Source organism: Gluconacetobacter asukensis (assembly GCF_014174375.1).
GTDB classification, from domain to species: Bacteria; Pseudomonadota; Alphaproteobacteria; order Acetobacterales; family Acetobacteraceae; genus Gluconacetobacter; species Gluconacetobacter asukensis.
In genome coordinates this window covers 337,411-353,520 of sequence record NZ_JABEQE010000001.1, presented here as the reverse complement: position 1 = coordinate 353,520, position 16,110 = coordinate 337,411, and the positions used below count along the sequence as shown (strand labels likewise).

General features: G+C 63.4%; 15 protein-coding genes and 1 tRNA gene. 10 read left to right on the top strand and 6 right to left on the bottom strand.

Annotated elements, in window-relative coordinates:
• Positions 1–59 precede the first annotated feature (59 nt).
• The 5 genes from HLH35_RS01625 to HLH35_RS01605 all read left to right on the top strand — a co-directional run bounded on the left by HLH35_RS01625 (position 60) and on the right by HLH35_RS01605 (position 6,901).
• Positions 60–2,327 carry a TonB-dependent siderophore receptor gene (locus tag HLH35_RS01625; RefSeq protein ID WP_182977453.1) on the top strand — a complete coding sequence of 756 codons (2,268 nt, stop codon included), beginning with the start codon at positions 60–62 and terminating at the stop codon, positions 2,325–2,327.
• Positions 2,327–2,608, top strand: coding sequence for a hypothetical protein (locus HLH35_RS01620; RefSeq protein ID WP_182977452.1), 282 nt, complete (start codon positions 2,327–2,329; stop codon positions 2,606–2,608). Before HLH35_RS01625 ends, HLH35_RS01620 begins: the two co-directional genes overlap by 1 nt.
• Positions 2,605–2,901 (top strand): hypothetical protein, encoded by a 297-nt coding sequence (locus tag HLH35_RS01615; protein WP_182977451.1) that lies wholly within the window; start codon positions 2,605–2,607, stop codon positions 2,899–2,901. The genes HLH35_RS01620 and HLH35_RS01615 overlap by 4 nt, the downstream gene beginning before the upstream one ends.
• Entirely contained in the window at positions 2,898–4,439 is a 1,542-nt protein-coding gene (locus HLH35_RS01610) for a PepSY-associated TM helix domain-containing protein (RefSeq protein ID WP_182977450.1), read from the top strand. The genes HLH35_RS01615 and HLH35_RS01610 overlap by 4 nt, the downstream gene beginning before the upstream one ends.
• A 179-nt stretch (positions 4,440–4,618) precedes the next feature.
• Complete coding sequence (locus HLH35_RS01605; RefSeq protein WP_246384755.1) at positions 4,619–6,901, top strand: TonB-dependent receptor; 2,283 nt, start codon at positions 4,619–4,621, stop codon at positions 6,899–6,901.
• A gap of 50 nt (positions 6,902–6,951) precedes the next feature.
• Here HLH35_RS01605 and HLH35_RS01600 read toward each other — a convergent pair whose 3' ends face one another.
• From HLH35_RS01600 to HLH35_RS19745, 4 genes are all read right to left on the bottom strand, one after another.
• Positions 6,952–7,242, bottom strand: a complete 291-nt coding sequence (locus tag HLH35_RS01600) for a hypothetical protein (RefSeq protein WP_220790484.1) — start codon at positions 7,240–7,242, stop codon at positions 6,952–6,954.
• Entirely contained in the window at positions 7,224–7,718 is a 495-nt protein-coding gene (locus HLH35_RS01595; protein ID WP_182977449.1) for a hypothetical protein, read from the bottom strand. Before HLH35_RS01595 ends, HLH35_RS01600 begins: the two co-directional genes overlap by 19 nt.
• Positions 7,719–8,814: 1,096 nt before the next feature.
• A complete protein-coding gene (locus HLH35_RS01590; protein WP_182977448.1) occupies positions 8,815–9,444 on the bottom strand; it encodes an acyl-homoserine-lactone synthase in 630 nt (209 codons plus the stop codon).
• A gap of 73 nt (positions 9,445–9,517) precedes the next feature.
• Positions 9,518–10,216, bottom strand: a complete 699-nt coding sequence (locus tag HLH35_RS19745; protein WP_220790483.1) for a LuxR family transcriptional regulator — start codon at positions 10,214–10,216, stop codon at positions 9,518–9,520.
• 121 nt (positions 10,217–10,337) lie between these two features.
• Here HLH35_RS19745 and HLH35_RS01580 point away from each other — a divergent pair, with 121 nt between their 5' ends.
• Positions 10,338–10,559 (top strand): hypothetical protein, encoded by a 222-nt coding sequence (locus HLH35_RS01580; RefSeq protein ID WP_182977447.1) that lies wholly within the window; start codon positions 10,338–10,340, stop codon positions 10,557–10,559.
• A 202-nt stretch (positions 10,560–10,761) separates the two neighbouring features.
• The gene (locus HLH35_RS01575; protein ID WP_182977446.1) at positions 10,762–10,953 is read left to right on the top strand and encodes a hypothetical protein; all 192 of its coding nucleotides are present in this window, start codon (positions 10,762–10,764) and stop codon (positions 10,951–10,953) included.
• Positions 10,954–11,094: 141 nt separating this feature from the next.
• Here the strand turns inward: HLH35_RS01575 and HLH35_RS01570 are convergent.
• Both HLH35_RS01570 and HLH35_RS01565 read right to left on the bottom strand, forming a co-directional pair.
• Positions 11,095–11,171 (bottom strand) — tRNA-Arg (locus HLH35_RS01570).
• Between the two features lie 52 nt (positions 11,172–11,223).
• Positions 11,224–12,306, bottom strand: a complete 1,083-nt coding sequence (locus HLH35_RS01565; RefSeq protein WP_182977445.1) for an alpha/beta fold hydrolase — start codon at positions 12,304–12,306, stop codon at positions 11,224–11,226.
• 58 nt (positions 12,307–12,364) lie between these two features.
• On the opposite strand from HLH35_RS01565, the gene HLH35_RS01560 reads away from it, so the two are divergent.
• From HLH35_RS01560 to HLH35_RS01550, 3 genes are read left to right on the top strand one after another with little or no spacing between them, the layout of a single operon-like run.
• Positions 12,365–12,595, top strand: a complete 231-nt coding sequence (locus HLH35_RS01560; RefSeq protein ID WP_114727402.1) for a zinc-finger domain-containing protein — start codon at positions 12,365–12,367, stop codon at positions 12,593–12,595.
• A gap of 11 nt (positions 12,596–12,606) precedes the next feature.
• Complete coding sequence (polA, locus tag HLH35_RS01555; protein WP_182977444.1) at positions 12,607–15,429, top strand: DNA polymerase I; 2,823 nt, start codon at positions 12,607–12,609, stop codon at positions 15,427–15,429.
• The gene (locus HLH35_RS01550; RefSeq protein ID WP_182977443.1) at positions 15,429–16,040 is read left to right on the top strand and encodes an SCO family protein; all 612 of its coding nucleotides are present in this window, start codon (positions 15,429–15,431) and stop codon (positions 16,038–16,040) included. Before polA ends, HLH35_RS01550 begins: the two co-directional genes overlap by 1 nt.
• The last annotated feature ends 70 nt before the right edge of the window (positions 16,041–16,110 follow it).

The following is a 16,110-nucleotide window of genomic DNA, read 5'->3' as shown; positions in this document are numbered from 1 at the left end:
AATAAGTCTCATTTGCATAGAAGAACCCGCTGCATGGTTTCAGTTGCGGAAAGGGGCCGATGAGACAGTCAGTTCGTTTGGCGGGCATCGTCGCCCCCGTTGCTTTCATGGCGTCGTTTGGCGCGCCTGCCATGGCGGCCGTGCCCGAGCAGGATGTCGTTCAGGATGAAACGACAGGTGAGAAGCAGGAAAAGAAGGGTGCCAAGGAGGAGGTGATCGTGGTGACGGCGACCGGTCTGTCGCACGCCACCTCCACGACGAAGACGCGGACGCCCATCATCGAATCCCCGCAATCCATTTCCATCGTCAGTCGCGAGGAAATCGAATTGCGGGCGTCGCCGACCGTGGCGGATGCGCTGGCCTATACCGCCGGCGTGCAGGCCGAGCCGAGCGGCATCGACAGTCGCGTGGATGAGGTGTCGGTCCGTGGCTTTGGCGCCGGGGGATTTTCCTCGAACAATAATTTCGTCGACGGCCTGCGCCTGCCGGCCGGCGGACAGTGGACCCGGACATCGTTCGATCCGTTCGCATTGCAGCAGATCGAGGTTCTCAAGGGGCCGTCGGGCGCGCTGTATGGGCAGACGGCGCCGGGCGGCATCGTCAATCTGACGACCAAGAAGCCGACCGAGCAGAGCCATGGCGAATTCTTCCTGCAGACGGCGGGCTTTACGGATCTGGCAAACTGGCAGGGGCAGGCGTCGGGCGATGTCTCCGGCAAGCTGAACAAGAGCGGTACCCTGCTGGGTCGGATCGTTGGTGTGGCCCGCTATGGCGGGACGCAGGTGAACGACGTATCGATCGGCCGGTATTATGTGTCGCCCAGCCTGACCTGGACGTTCGCGCCGCAATCGTCGTGGACGCTGCTGGCGCAATATCAGCGCGATACCGGTGGTTCCACCTTCCAGTTCCTGCCGAAGACCGGCACCCTCGTGGCCTCGAAAGGGCGCTATATCGCCAATGATGCGAATATCGGCGAGCCGGATTGGGACACGTTCGACCGTACCCAGGCGCTGGTCGGGTCGTTCCTGGAACATCGTTTCAACCGTTTCCTGACGGTGCGCAACAATGTGCGCTACACCTATCTGGACAATCTCTATCGCGCCACGGTGCTGTCCGGGGACACGCTGGCGGCCTGTCCGTCGACGGTCGCGGGCTGTGTCGCGGGAGAGACGGTCAATCGGCGTGCGGTGGAAGGGCGGGGCCGTTCGCAGGGCGTGGCCATGGATACGCAGGCGGAGGGGCATGTCAGCACAGGCCCGGTGCGTCACATGTTGCTGGCTGGGACGGATTATTTCTATACGAACTGGGAGAGTTCGCGCGATCTGGTGAATTCCTCGCTGGTGCTGCCGACGCTTGATATTTTCGATCCAGTCTCGCGCGGGGCGGCGGGCTATGGGGCAGGATTGAGCCCGCAGGTCTATAGCGCGACGGTTTCGCGCCAGAACGGGGTGTATTTCCAGGATCAGCTCAAATACGAGCGGCTGAGGGTCACGATCGGCGGCAGGCAGGATTGGGCGTCGGACGATACGCTGAACATCCTGACCAGCAAACGCTATGTCACGAACTCGAACAAATTCACCTGGCGGGCGGGCGCGGTTTATCTGCTGGATTTCGGCCTTGCACCCTATTTCAGCTATGCCACGTCGTTCCAGCCTCTGGTGTCCGACCCTTCCACCGCGCTGGACGGCAAGCCCTTCAAGCCCACGACGGGCGACCAGTACGAAGCGGGGCTGCGGTATCAGTACGGCAAATCGATCTATGTCACGTTCGGTGGGTACCAGATTACCCAGAAGAACATGACGACCCCCTCTCCCGGAGGGGAGCTGTGTGGCACCACGACCTGCCTGGTGCAGACCAGCGAAGGACGCGTGCGCGGGCTGGAGCTGGAAGGCCGCGCCACGCTACCCTGGGACATGACGGTGATTTTCACCGGCACACGCAGTGATCCGAAGGTCACGCGGTCGAATACCGCGTCGCAGGTCGGCAACTATCTGCCCCAGGCACCGAAATGGATGGCGTCGCTGTTCGTGGACCAGCGCGTCCGGCAGGGAATGTTCCGGGGCGCGGGTGTCGGCGGTGGGGTTCGCTATACCGGCCACAGTTATGGCGATACGGCGAATACGCTGTCGATCCCGGCCTATACGCTGTTCGACATGTTCCTGCGCTATGATTTCGGCGTGGCGCATCCCCGCTATGACGGGCTGTCCTTCTCGGTCAACATGCGCAATATCGCCAACAAGCGGTTTGTCGCCACCTGCACCGCGGTTTCGGCCTGCTATTACGGGCAGGGGCGAAGCCTGACCATGCGTCTGGAATATCGCTGGTGATGCTGGCGATTGTCCTTCTGGCGACCGGGGGCGTGGCGTCGGTGCTGTGCGGGCTGCTGTCCTATCTCGCCTCGCCGCACCAGCGTCTTTTCGCCGTCCGTCCCGCGACTGGGCCGTGCCTGGCGGGTGCGGCTGGCGCCGCAGCTGTTGCACTGGGCTGCGTGCTTCGCGTGCGGAGCCCCGCGACGGCGATCTTCATGGTAGCACTGCTGCTGATGGTCTTCTGGAGCATCGTGCCGGCGCTGGTCGCGCTGCTGGACCGGCAGGGGAGACGGCGATGACGCGCGCCAGGCTGGATAATCGCCAGTGGGTGGCGAAACTGTCCGCCGGCATCGTGCCGGGATGCGCCCTTGCCCTCGCGGTCATGGCCGTGGTGGGGGCGCTCTGCCATACGACGGGCAGTCCGATGACGCTCTCTGCGCAGTTTCTGATGTGGCTGGCCGGGTTGGTCTGGGTGGTCGTTCTCAGTGTCTGTTTCCTGTTTCGCTCCGGTGCCCGCGCCTGGGCCGTGCTGGGCGCGGGCAGCGTGGCGCTCTGGCTGCTGTTCGTCATCCTGAAGATCGTGGCGTCATGAAAATCCGTTCCGATATTGTCGCGGTCTATCGCGAGGTTCATAGCTGGGCGGGAATTCTCGCGGGGCTGTTCCTGTTCGTCGCTTTTTATGCCGGCGCCGTCAGCATGTTCGAGCAGCCGCTCCAGAACTGGTTGACGCCGCCGACGGGCCTGCCCGCGCCGGTGCCGCTCGACCGGACGCCGGAATTGATGGAAAAGACCTTCGCCGCGTTTCCCGAGGCGCGGGCGCATTATACGGTCGTGCTGGCGCCCGACCGGATGCGGCCAGGGCGCCTGATGTGGCCCAAGGGGCCGGGCGGCCATGGGCATGGTCCGGCCGTCATCATGGCGGCGGCGCTGGCGCCGGACGGCACGGCGGTCACTGTCACGCAGGCGCCGTCCGAGGCTGTTCATTTCATCGATGAACTGCACCAGAAGATCGGCCTGCCGCTGCCGCATGAGGTGGCGATGCCGATCATGGGCGTGGTGGCCCTAGTCTATGCCGTGGCGCTGGTTTCCGGGGTGATCGCGTTTCTGCCGGCGCTGACGCGGACGCTGTTCGCGGTCCGGCTGGAGGGCGGAAGGTCTCGTGCGTGGCTCGACCTGCATAATCTGTTCGGGTTCTTCTCGTTGCCTTTTCACGTCGTCATGGCGGTCACGTCGGTCGTCTTTGCGTTTCACGAGCAGATCTTCGCCGTCCAGGGGCATCTCTTCCATCAGGATAGGGTGGCGCATGTGCGGATTGCGGCCATGCCCCAAGCGGCCCCATTGGCGCCGCGCGCCGTGGTCGATGCCCTGGCGCGGCAGGCGCCGGGATTCGTGCCGGATACGCTTGAATACGCCATGCGCCCCATGGGGCCGGGCGGTGGAAAACTGACGCTGCGCGTCGCCGGGCATGATGTCCGCTTCGGGCTGCGCGGGTCGGTCAGCGGCTTCGCGACGCTTGATCCCTATACCGGCCGGGTGATTTCGGCGGATTACCTGCCGGGTCGCCAGTCGACCGGATTCGCGATCGTGACCGCGTTTTTCGCGCTGCATTTCGGCAGTTATGGGGGAGCACCCGTGCGCTGGGGGTATCTGGTGCTGGGGTTCGGCGGGGCCTTCCTGTTCTATACGGGCAATCGGCTGTGGATCATGGCTCGGCGACGTTCGGAGCGCCGGAGAGGCATGGCCACGGACTCGCGCGGCACCTGGATTCTCTCCCGCCTGACACTGGGCTGCACCACCGGGTGCATGATCGGGGTGGCGGTGGTGCTTGTGGTGGCGGCCATGTCTTCGGGGCCTGTGCCCTATGCTGTGGTCTCGGCGAGTTATTATGGGGTGTTCGTCGCGAGCGTGGCGGCCTCATTCTGCCTGGCGCCGCGAATGGGGGCGCCTGTTCTGCTTCTCGTTGCGGCCGCCTCCAATCTTGTGCTGGCGCTGGTGGCGATGGGCCGCGGGGCGCGGGGCCTCGATATCTCGTTCGGCATCGCGGTGACGGCGCTGCTTGTGGCCGCGGGCCTGATGGTGCCTGGGTGGCGGAGCCTGACGCAAATGGCTGCCGGGACGGGCGAGCGTTGACCACGGGCCACAGGGCGACCGGTTCTGTCGCGGGAAAGCAGGCGGTTGGGCGAACCTTGTTGCTCTCGCGCATGTGATGCGTCATAGCCCATGCCGTCATGAACGAGAATGAACGGCGCCCGGCGAGGCTCAATATGATCGTATTCGGCAAGATGTGCCCGCTTGCCGGACATCGGGTGATGGCGGTCGGCTCCGCCAGTGTCTGCCTGACGGCGGCGCTGCTGGTTTGCGGGCCGGCCCGGGCCGAGCCGGATGGTGCCGTGACACAGGCCGCGCCGCGCCGGCCGGCGGCTGTGAAGCCGGTGCCGCATCCGGCCAGCCCGGCGCCCGAGACGGTGGAGGTCAGCGGTATCCGTCGCGCCTTTACCCATGAAGCCGCCCAGCATCTGCCCGATGCCGATACGCGCGTGACGGCCGAACGTTTGACCGAACGGGGTGTGGTGGATCTGCGCGGGCTGGAATATGTGGCGCCGAACCTGACGGTGCAGACGATCAACGGTACGGCCTCGACCAATTTCTATCTGCGCGGCCTGGGCTTCAACGATTTTACCCAGAACAATATGGGGCCGGTCGTGACCTATGTGGACGACGTGGCCTATCCCTATTCGACCATGGCTTCCGGGCTGATGTTCGACATGGCGGACGTGACCGTTACCCCTGGCCCGGTCGGCACCCAGCATGGCCAGTCGGCCACCGGCGGCGAGGTGATGCTGCGCACGAACGACCCGACCGACAGTTTCCATTACGGCGCCAGCGAGGATATCGCTTCCTACGCGCGCAGCCGCAGCGATGCCTATGTCTCGGGGCCGATCGCTCACGGGCTGAGCTTCCGCCTTGCCGGGCAGGTGCGGCAGGGGGGCGGCTGGCAGACCAATCCGCTGAACGGCGCCCATCTGGGCGATGCCGATAGCTGGGCGCTGCGGGCGAAACTGAAATGGACGCCGGATGAGCGGACGACGGTGATGCTGTCGGGCCATGTGGTGCGCGACCAGAGCGAGGTGGTGGGGGGCGTGCCCATTGCGCGCCTGATCGGCTCGGCGCCGATCCCGCATCTGGGCTGGACGCAGACGGAATGGTCGGCGAAGGACGCGTTTACCAACGTGATCGGGCGCCAGAACGGGTTGAAGCCCAGCGAGAATAACTGGTTCTGGGGCGCGGACCTGCATATTGCCCATGATTTCGGCCCCGTCGCCCTGACCGCGATCAGCGCCTTCGAGACCGAGCGGGAGGCCGAGTTCACCGATCAGGACGCGACGGCGGCGGCGCAGGCGGATGCCTATCGCACCGTTGCGGCCAACAGCTTTACGCAGGAAGTGCGGCTGGCGAACACGCACGCCGAAGACAGGCTGCAATGGGTGGTCGGCGCGTATTACCAGCGCTCGCGCATGAATCAGGCCTTTCCGTTCGATTATACGGATTACCTGCCGGCCCGTGGCTATATGCAGGTCTCCACCTTCGGTCTGAATCAGGAGGCCACGTCGCAGTTCGGCCATGTCAGCTACCGCCTGCCGCGCAATGTGACGCTGTTCGTGGGGCTACTGCATGAGATCGACGATCGGGCGATCACCGGGCTGACGTCGCGGATCTATGGCGGGCGCACGCTGGATTTCCACGGCGAAAGCACGGCGGCGGCGCAGTTCGCCGGACAGGTGGGCGTGTCGTGGCAGGCGACGCGCAATGTCCTGCTCTATTACAAGATGAGCAAGGGGTTCAAACCCGGCGGGTTTACCGCCAACAATACGCAGGTCCAGGCGCAGCTTGATCCCTTCAGGCCCGAAACCGTGCTGACCTATGAGCTGGGGCTGAAGAGCGACCCGATCCCCAACGTGCTGCGGATCAACGCCGCCGCATTCTACAATGATTTTCACAACCAGCAGATTCTCGGCACGATCCTGATCCCGAATTACGGGCCGCTGAGCCAACTGACCAATGTGCCGAAATCCGAAAGCTGGGGGTTCGAGGGCACGATCGACCTGCACCCGTTCCGCCATCTGTTCGTCACCCAGAATTTCGGCTGGCAGCGTGGCATTTTCCAGAATTTCCCGACCGTCAACCGCGCGAAGACGAATGCCTATTACGCGCAGAATGGCGTGTGGAAGGCGATCACCGACAATTTCTCGGGCGTGGATAACGGGCAGCCGAAACTGACGCTGAACGGGCAGCTCGACTGGCGGCAGGCGGTCAGCCCCCATTATGCGGTCGAGTTCGGGCCCAACTGGATCTACCGTGGTGCGCAGGCCATGACGCCGGGTGGGACGGGATTCTATCGCCTGCCGCCTTATTTCCTGCTCGGCGCGCATGTCACGTTCCGGCCCGCGTCGGACCGCTGGCAGGTCACGGTCTATGCGTCGAACATCCTGAACCGGCAGTATTTCACCTCCGGCGGGCAGGCGACGACGACCTATCTCTATATTCCCGGTTCGCCGCGTTTTATCGGTGGGCGGGTGTCCTGCGGGTTCTGAGGGGCTGACCATCGGGCGCCGGCACCGGCTGCCGCTGCATTCCTCAAACCCTATTTTCGTGCGGTGCGCGCTTCGTCCAGTTGGTGCGCATCCGCTGCGGTCAGATCCAGCTCGTAGAGGCCGCGCAGGATCTTGATGCGCTCAAGCGTCTGCGCGCCGAATGGGGCCTCCCCTTCGAACGCGTGCAGCAAGACACCTTCGAGTAGGTCTCCCAAGCTCATATCAAGATACTCGGCGAGTCCCTTGGTGACCTTGAGGATGCGCCTTTCGATCCGGACGCCGGTCTGGACCCGCTCGACCGTGTGCTTTCCGGTTTCTCCACTCATCGCCGTCTTACGCACGCCTCTCTCTCCGCTGTTGTCAGATCATCGCCGACGCCGCTCACGTTGAACGCGCGCTGATCGGGGGCTACCCAATTCCGCCGTGCTTCTCTCGAAAAAAGCAGTTCATGGCTCCAGAATTGCAGCAGGGCATCCTGCCTTGCGGCCGGCGACGCGAGAACGGCACGGCAGGCCGCGACGAGATCCCCGTGCTCTGCCCGCGCAACGATTGTTTCGACGATCGTGACGAACGCCATGGTGATGGTGTGATGATAGCCTCTGGTTTCGTCGTTTATGCCGCCAGCAGCCACATTATAGCTGCGAATGAGGTCGGGAAGTTCCGCTCGCCAGTCGTGGGCCGGATACTTCACGAGCAGATAGGCCATCATGATCAAGTGTTCACGATGGTGGAAACGGTCAGGGGGGAAAGTCTTGCCCAAGAACCCTTCTCCGACTTCGGCGATCTCTTCCGCGTCAGGATGAATGTCGGTGGTCATTGGCCTTCGCTCGTTTTCATGTGACGCCGTGGGGCTGCGATCGAGCTGAATGTGCTATCTTGGTACCAAGGTAGCCATCGTTTGGCAAGGCGGAGGGCATGTTTGATGCCTCGCCGAGATGCGATGATTGCGAAATCATGTGATATCATGCTGACATCACACAGGAATTCAAATTGGAGTTCCGCCGATTCCATTCATTCTCCGCCCGGCAGGCGGCAGGCGGCAGGCGGCAGGCGGCAGGCGGCAGGCGGCAGGCGGCAGGCGGGCGGCGGGATGGCTGTCCATTCGGTGCTGAGGGACGGCCGCGGCCTGGCGATTGTGCGCGGGCGTCGGGGGCTGACCGTGTTCCAACCCATGTCGTGGGTTTTTTCATGGGTCAGAATTGATGCGCTCAATCTGACAGATTGATTCTATTCATCAATTTTAAGGAGAATGGCGGACTCGACAGGACACGGACAAGTAGGGAAAACCAAGTAGATAGTGTGTCAAATCGTTCTGCGAGGCTCGCCGTGATTCATGGTGTTTTTGCGACGATTGTCAAACCTTGCAGGTAAGAGAATCGGCCCGCCGCTGTCGATTCCACGATACCCTTGCGCAGCCCGAACCGACTCCATCCGGGCGCACGGGAGGCAGGTTTCAGGAAAGCAACCCTATGCGCCGCTTGAGCCACCGGTCCGCGGCATTCTTAGCTTAAGCTGGAACAAATATGTTGTAATCCGATCTCGCGGCTATCAAGCCGATTGAGCAGCCCAGCAATAACATCGACTGCCTCCGGGCATGATGCTTCTATCCCTCTCAAAATATATGCGATAATCATTGGATTGTCTGTAAATTCGAAAGGGATTTTGTTATAATCGTGTCCATTTGGAAATATATCATCAAATAGAAGAGCCATTAGTTACTCCTCATCGGCGGTCCATTTCCGCTATACTGGAACACGATCGCCCGCGCCTCGCGGACGACCCTCTTCTCCAGGTCCTCGAGGCCCGAGACCGTATCGGAGAATCCGGCGCCAGCCGCTTCAAGCCGCAAATAGGCAAGCGCGCTGGCGATCTGCTGCGCTTTCTCCTCCCGTTGACTGGATGACAGCGTACATTCATGCGGCATGTTGATGCTCTTGTAGATGATTGCGGAGAACCGGCTGCTGAAGGCCCACTTTGCGACGGACTGTTTCCAGACGATCAACCGATACATTGACGTAGGCAGAGGAAACAGCATGGCCCGACGGCAGGAGCACGCTCTTCTGGATCTCGGGCTGAAGTCCGGCCCTCGGTAAGGTACGTTCCAGGATTGCCCGTGGTGACACGATGAGAAACGAACGAACGTCCTGCTGTAGCGCAAATTCCATCGACGCAATGATTAATTCAGCCGTCACCTGCTTCCTTACCGTCGGGGGCAGGTCGCGGTCGACCGCGAACCGAGTGTTCTCCCAGACCGCAGTGCATCGCGGAGCGCCGGCGTCAGGAATCAGCTCGGGCCACAGGCTCTCGATCATATAAGGCTGCGTTGTCGGCAGCAGGCGCACCAGGCCGCGAACGGCCCCACGCTCGTCGCGCCAAACCAGATAGACTGCAGCTGGGGTATCGAACTGGTCGTATTCCATTCCATTATAATTCGGAACGTCCCATTGTTCGCGCACGACGAACTGCCTATATCGGAATTTATACTGTTCCATAAGCGCCGTCCCCATGTAGTGGGCGGTCTCGAGTGTCAACAATTCAATCATTGGAAATACTCCACGGAATATTTGTGAAGTATTTTGATTTCGTGAGATTTGGAAGCTACTAGATCTGGTAGGTTTACGGCGAAATCAGACCGAGGCATATTGCCCGGACGACACCTTCTATTCGGTTATTGCTCTGCAATTTACCAAGTGCATTCTTGATGTGGAAATTCACGGTGTTCTCGGTAATACCGAGAATCACGCCAGTCTCCCATGAGCTTTTTCCTCGCGCTGCCCAGCAAAGGCATTCGCCTTCACGTTCAGACAGTACATTCTCTCTTGACGATGGCGGATTTAACAACCGCTTGTAGCGGAAGTAAAATTGCGTGGTCAGCGCCGTGATGGCTAGGCGATCAGCAGCCGATACAACCGGGCGTCGGAAGGCAAAGCTGGCGACAAACGTCATGCCGTCAGGGGCATGGAGCGGAATCGTGTAGCCGTCCTGCACACCGAAATCTGACAAATCCGAGAATATGACCCGCTGTGACGGTCGGAGATCACGGAATTCCTGCCAGAGATATGGGGTTTGAGTTTGTGCTGATTGAGAAACAGTAGGGTCCTCGAGTATATACTTACGGTCCGTGTAATAGGAGACCCATTCTTTCGGATAATTTACGTCGATTATTTCATGTTCCCGCTTCTGGAATCGATCGAAACGGCCCAATGCGAAATATAGATCACTCAGATTGCTCAGTAATTGACGGTATACCGTCACCAACTCTTCTATTGATCGAACCGATTCCATATAATCAGATGCATTGACAATATCTATCATTTGATTCGTCCGCTGCATGCCTCCATTGTCAAGTGGCATCGTTTTCGGATACGCACAAGCAGGATGGTCCCCACAAGGTTAGAGCCACGCGATGCCTAGTGAAAGATTTTATCGACCTGACATGATGGCCGCCAAGGGCTGGACTGAAATCGCGCCCTGCCGTCCCGGCACGCGTTTATATGTTCACCGCCTGTGGGTCTGCGATGGGCGTAAAACCTTCCTCTTCGGCCGCGAGGCATTTCGCTCGGCCGAGGATGCTGCAGGCAAAGCGATTGAGTTGCGGCGCAAGCGGATCGATCAACTGCAGAGGCAGATAGAAGAGCTGAGGAAATTAGGGATCTAACGGCGTCTTTTGTTGGGGCGGCCGCTGGCCCTATCTGATCGCCTATCTCAACGATGATCTGTGCGGGCCCGGGTGCGTCGGTTGAGGCTGTGAATCGTGGGACATGCCGGTTGCAGACCGGCGGGCCAATCAGGAAAAGGCAGCGGGCGGTTAAGACCGGGTGGCCGCTTTACGGGCCATGGCTCCTCCGCAACAATAGCGAATGACCGAGGCCACAGAAATCCGGCGCCGCGCGCGCAGCGAGATAGCTCACGCTTTGGGAGCGCGGATACGCTCCAAGCGCGAGATCATGGGCCTCACGACCGGCGAGCTTGGTCGTGCGATCGAGGTGACCGGCAATGCGATCATACAATACGAATCCGGTCGTGCGGCCCCCGAAACAGGAGCGACTTGATGCGCTCGCTCGAGTCCTGGGCACATCAACTGAATGGCTCCTGAAATCCCAATGTCAATGCTGGGTGAAAGTGTCAAACCTTCTGGAAAAAGTGTCACACCTGAAAATACAAGGTTGAAATACAACAATTTTCCCGAGGAATGGCGGACTCGAAAGGATTCGAACCTTCGACCTTCGCCTTCGGAGGGCGACGCTCTATCCAGCTGAGCTACGAGTCCAGTGACGCCTCCATACCTCGAACCGTTTCGGGGCGCCAGCCCTGTCGGGCAATTATTTGCCGGGCAGGTTGTCCAATGGGGCCAGGATGGGGGGTGGGGTGTCGCTGCCATCCGGGGGAAGGGCTTGCCACACGGCGGCGGCGATATCGCCGCCCGAGGGCAGGGGGCGGTTGGGGTCGGTGATCCATTGCGCGATGTCGGCGATCGTGGCCTGCCGGCTGCGGCCGCGCAGCAGCAGGTGATAGCCCTGCGGGATGTAGTCGCGCCGCACGTCGGTGGGCAGGTAGCGCCACAGGGTGGCCATGGCGGACGGGGGGACGAGCTGGTCGTGGCCGCCATAGATCACCAGGGCGGGGCCCCGCAGACGCGGGGCGGCGTCGGCGGCCTGGCGCATCAGGGCGGCCAGGCCGGCGACGGCTTGCATGCGGGTGGCATGCAGGGTCAGCGGGTCGAAATAGAGGCGGCGCATTGCCGTCATGTCGTCGCCCGCGACGACGTGGACCGGCAGTTCGTGGCCTGTCAGGCGCCAGTCGGGCGCCGTGGCGGCCAGCAGGCGCAGCACGGTTTCGGGGCCGACCCCCAGTTTCCAGACCGCGGGGGCCAGCAGGATGGTGCCGGCGACCGGCGGCGCGTCGGGGCGGGCCATCAGGCAGGTGAGGACCGCCCCGCCCATGCTCTCGCCCAGCAGATAGAGCGGCACGCCGGGGTGGCGGCTTGCGATGATCAGGGCCTCGTCGCGTGCATCGGCCACCATGCGGTCGGTACCGGCCCACTGGCCGCGATCCTTCATGCCGCCGAAGCCGCGCAGGTCGGGGGCGTAGAGGGTGATGCCCTGGGCGGCCAGGGTGGGGGCGGCGAATTCCCACGCCTCGCGGCTGTCGTCGAATCCATGCAGTGCCAGCATGACGGCCCGGACCTGCCCGCGTGCGGGCCAGATTCGGGTGGGGACCCCGGTGCCGTCGGGCAGGCGCAGGATCGTGTCGGGTGGCACCAGACGGCCATCCGCCGCCCAGGCGGCGGGCGGGTGTGGGGGCGGCGGGTCCTGCATCGTGCATCCGGCCAGCAGCAGGAGCGGGGCCAGATAGCGCAGGCGTGACAGGCGGAGGTTTGAAAGCACGGTGATCCTGCGTATCATCCCCCATCCATCCTGACCACCGGCCGACAGGGCCATCATCACGAGGCGGAGCGAACATATGCAGGTCCAGACCCTTCCGGCCCAATCCGGCGATCCGGTCCCCCATCCGCGCCTCGGCCATGTCGAGACGGTGATCGTGCAGTCGCGGGTCCTGTCCTGCGACGGCGGGCTGGGGGCGCTGGGCCATCCGCGCGTGTGGCTGCGCATCGCAGGACACCAGACCTTCTGCCCCTATTGCTCGCGCCTGTTCGTGCTGAGTCCCGATGCCGGGGAAGACAGCGCGCACTGATCAGACCTCCCATGTCCAGCGACGCCCCGATTCACCTGATCCTCGTTGACGGATCGGGGTTCATCTTCCGTGCCTTCCATGCCCTGCCGCCGATGACCGCGCCCGACGGGACGCCGGTCAATGCCGTCTTCGGCTTTACCAACATGCTGGCGCGCCTGCTGCGCGACCATGTGGGCACGCATCTGGCGGTCATTTTCGATGCGGGGCGGCTGACTTTCCGCAACGAACTCTATGACCAGTACAAGGCCCACCGGCCCGAGCCGCCCGAGGATCTGCGCCCGCAATTCGCCCTGGTGCGCGACGCCACCTCGGCCTTCGGGGTGCCGGGGATCGAGGAAGCGGGGTGGGAGGCCGACGATCTGATTGCGGCCTATGCCCGCCGTGTGACCGATGCGGGTGGACGCTGCACCATCGTTTCGTCCGACAAGGACCTGATGCAGCTGATCCGTCCGGGCGTGGAGATGCAGGACCCGATCCGCCAGAAGCCCATCGGGCCGGCGGAGGTCGAGGCGAAATTCGGCGTGACACCCGACAAGGTGATCGACGTGCAGGCGCTGATCGGCGATTCGGTGGACAATGTGCCGGGCGTGCCGGGGATCGGGCCCAAGACGGCATCGGCGCTGATCGCGGAATACGGGTCGCTGGACGCGATCCTGGAGGGCGCGCCCACGATGAAGGCCTCGAAGCGGCGCGACAATCTGATCGAGCATGCCGAGCGTGCGCGCCTGTCGCGCGAACTGGTGACGCTGCGCGAGGATGCGCCGTGCCCGGTGGCGCTGGAGGAACTGGTCTGCCGTGCGCCGGATGAGGCGCAGCTGGGTGCCTGGCTGACGCGGATGGGTTTCCGCTCGCTGGTGCATCGGATGGGGCTGAAGGAAACGGCGGCGGCGGTCGGTGTGGCCAGCCATGCTCCGTCTCCGGCCGTCGCCCGTGCGGACGCGGCGCCGGCCGCGGCGCCGGTGGCGCCTGATCGCGCGGCTTTCGGCCCCTATGAGACCGTGCGCACGGCCGAGGCGCTGGAAGCCTGGGTCGCGGAGGCGCGCCGGGTGGGCTTCTGCGCCGTCGATACCGAGACCGATGGGCTGGACCCGCTGCATGCCGGGCTGGTCGGGATTTCGCTGGCGGTGGCGCCGGGGCGGTCCTGCTATATTCCGCTGGCGCATGAGGGCGCGCCGGCACAGGCGCAGCTTCTGCCCGAGGAGGGTGTGGAAGAGGACCCCGTTGGCGTCCAGATGCCGGTGGCCACCGCGCTGGAGATCCTGGGGCCGCTGTTTATCGACCCGTCGGTGCTGAAGATCTTCCAGAATGCCAAGTTCGACCTGCTGGTGCTGACCCGCGCCGGAGCGCCACAGCCGACGCCGATCGACGACACCATGTTGATTTCCTATGCCCAGTATGCCGGGCGGCACGGGCAGGGCATGGACGAATTGTCGCGGCTGTATCTGGGCCATACGCCGATTTCCTATGACGAGGTGACGGGTACCGGGCGCAACCGCATTCCGTTCGCGCGGGTCGATGTGGCGCGGGCCACGGCCTATGCGGCCGAAGATACGGATGTGACGCTGCGGCTGTGGCTGGTGCTGCATCCGACCCTGCGGCCTAACCGGGCGCTGGCGCTGTATGAGGAGCTGGAGCGGCCGCTGGTGGCCGTGCTGGCCGACATGGAGCGGGCCGGGATCGCGGTCGACGTGACCGAACTGCGGCGCCTGTCGGCCGATTTTGCGGCGCGCATGGGCGAGATGGAGGTGGAGATCCATCGTCTGGCCGGCCGGTCGTTCAATGTCGGCTCGCCCAAGCAACTGGGTGAGATCCTGTTCGACGAAATGGGGCTGGCCGGCGGCAAGCGGATGAAATCGGGCGCCTGGGGCACCGATTCCTCCGTATTGCAGGATCTGGCGGACCAGGGGCATGAACTGCCGGGGCGCATTCTCGCCTGGCGGCAACTGGCCAAGCTGAAATCGACCTATGCCGATGCGCTGGTGGGCCAGGCCGATCCGGGGACGGAGCGGGTGCATACGTCGTTCCAGATGGCTATCACCTCGACCGGCCGCCTCTCCTCCAACGAGCCGAATCTGCAGAATATCCCCATCCGCACCGAGGAAGGGGGGCGCATCCGCCGCGCCTTTGTCGCGGCGCCGGGCTATGTGCTGCTGTCGGCGGATTATTCGCAGATCGAATTGCGGCTGCTGGCCCATGTGGCGAATATTCCCGCCCTGCGCGAGGCCTTTGCGCTGGGGCAGGATATTCACGCCCGCACGGCGTCCGAAGTGTTCGGCCTGCCGATCGAGGGCATGGACCCGCTGACGCGCAGGCGGGCCAAGGCGATCAATTTCGGCATCATCTACGGGATCAGCGCCTTCGGGCTGGGGCGGCAGCTTGGCATCCCGCCGGGCGAGGCGCGGTCGTATATCGATGCCTATTTCGCCCGCTATCCGGAAATCCGCGACTTTATGGACCGGATGAAGGAAGAGGCGAAGGCGAACGGTTACGTCACCACCCCGTTCGGCCGGCGCTGCTGGGTGCCGGGCATCGGCGACCGCAATGCGGCCCGGCGGTCCTATGCCGAGCGGCAGGCGATCAACGCGCCGTTGCAGGGCGGGGCGGCCGACATCATCAAGCGCGCGATGGTGCGCCTGCCGCATGCGCTGGCCGATGCCGGGCTTGACGGACGGCTGCTGCTTCAGGTCCATGACGAACTTGTGTTCGAGGTACGGCAGGGCCAGGAGGGCGACCTGTCGGCACTCGTGAAACAGGTGATGGAATCCGCCGCCGATCTTTCGGTGAAGCTGGTGGTGGAGACCGGGACCGGAATGAACTGGGCGGACGCACATTGATGCAGGAACGGGACAAGCGCCGGTTGGCGATCGGGGCGGTCATCGCCGTGCTTTCGGCCGCGGGGGGCTATGCGGGCTATTGGGCGATGGATCGCGCGGGGCCGCTGCTGTCCACCCATGGCAACGAGATCGGCGGGTCGTTCCGGCTGGTCAGCGCGGCCGAGGGCGAGGTGTCGGACAGTAATTTCCGGGGCCGCTGGATGCTGGTCTATTTCGGCTACACGCACTGCCCCGACGAACAATGCGGCGCGACGCTGCGGGCGATGGCGGGCGCGATGGACCTGCTGGGGCCGCGCCACCGGTTTGTGGCGCCGCTGTTCATCTCGCTGGATCCGATGCGTGACACCGCCGAGGCGATGCGGGCCTATACGCTGCGGTTCGGGCCGCGCATCTTCGCCATGACCGGTGCGCCGACCATGCTCAAGGCCGTCACCGCCGAATATCATGCGCCCTATGTGCGCCATGAGGGCAAGGATGGCGATTACAGCATGGAGCCGTCGCCGCGCATCGTCATCATGTCGCCCGAAGGGCGTTATGCCGGGACGATCCAGTCCGATGCCTCGGCCCAGGAGATGGCCGATCGTCTGAATGGTCTCATGGCGGCGCAATAGGTGGGGAGCCGCTTTCGCTCGCCAGCGCGGCTTTCCAGACTGGCTCTGAGCCGGCCTCTTCTGCTTGCCG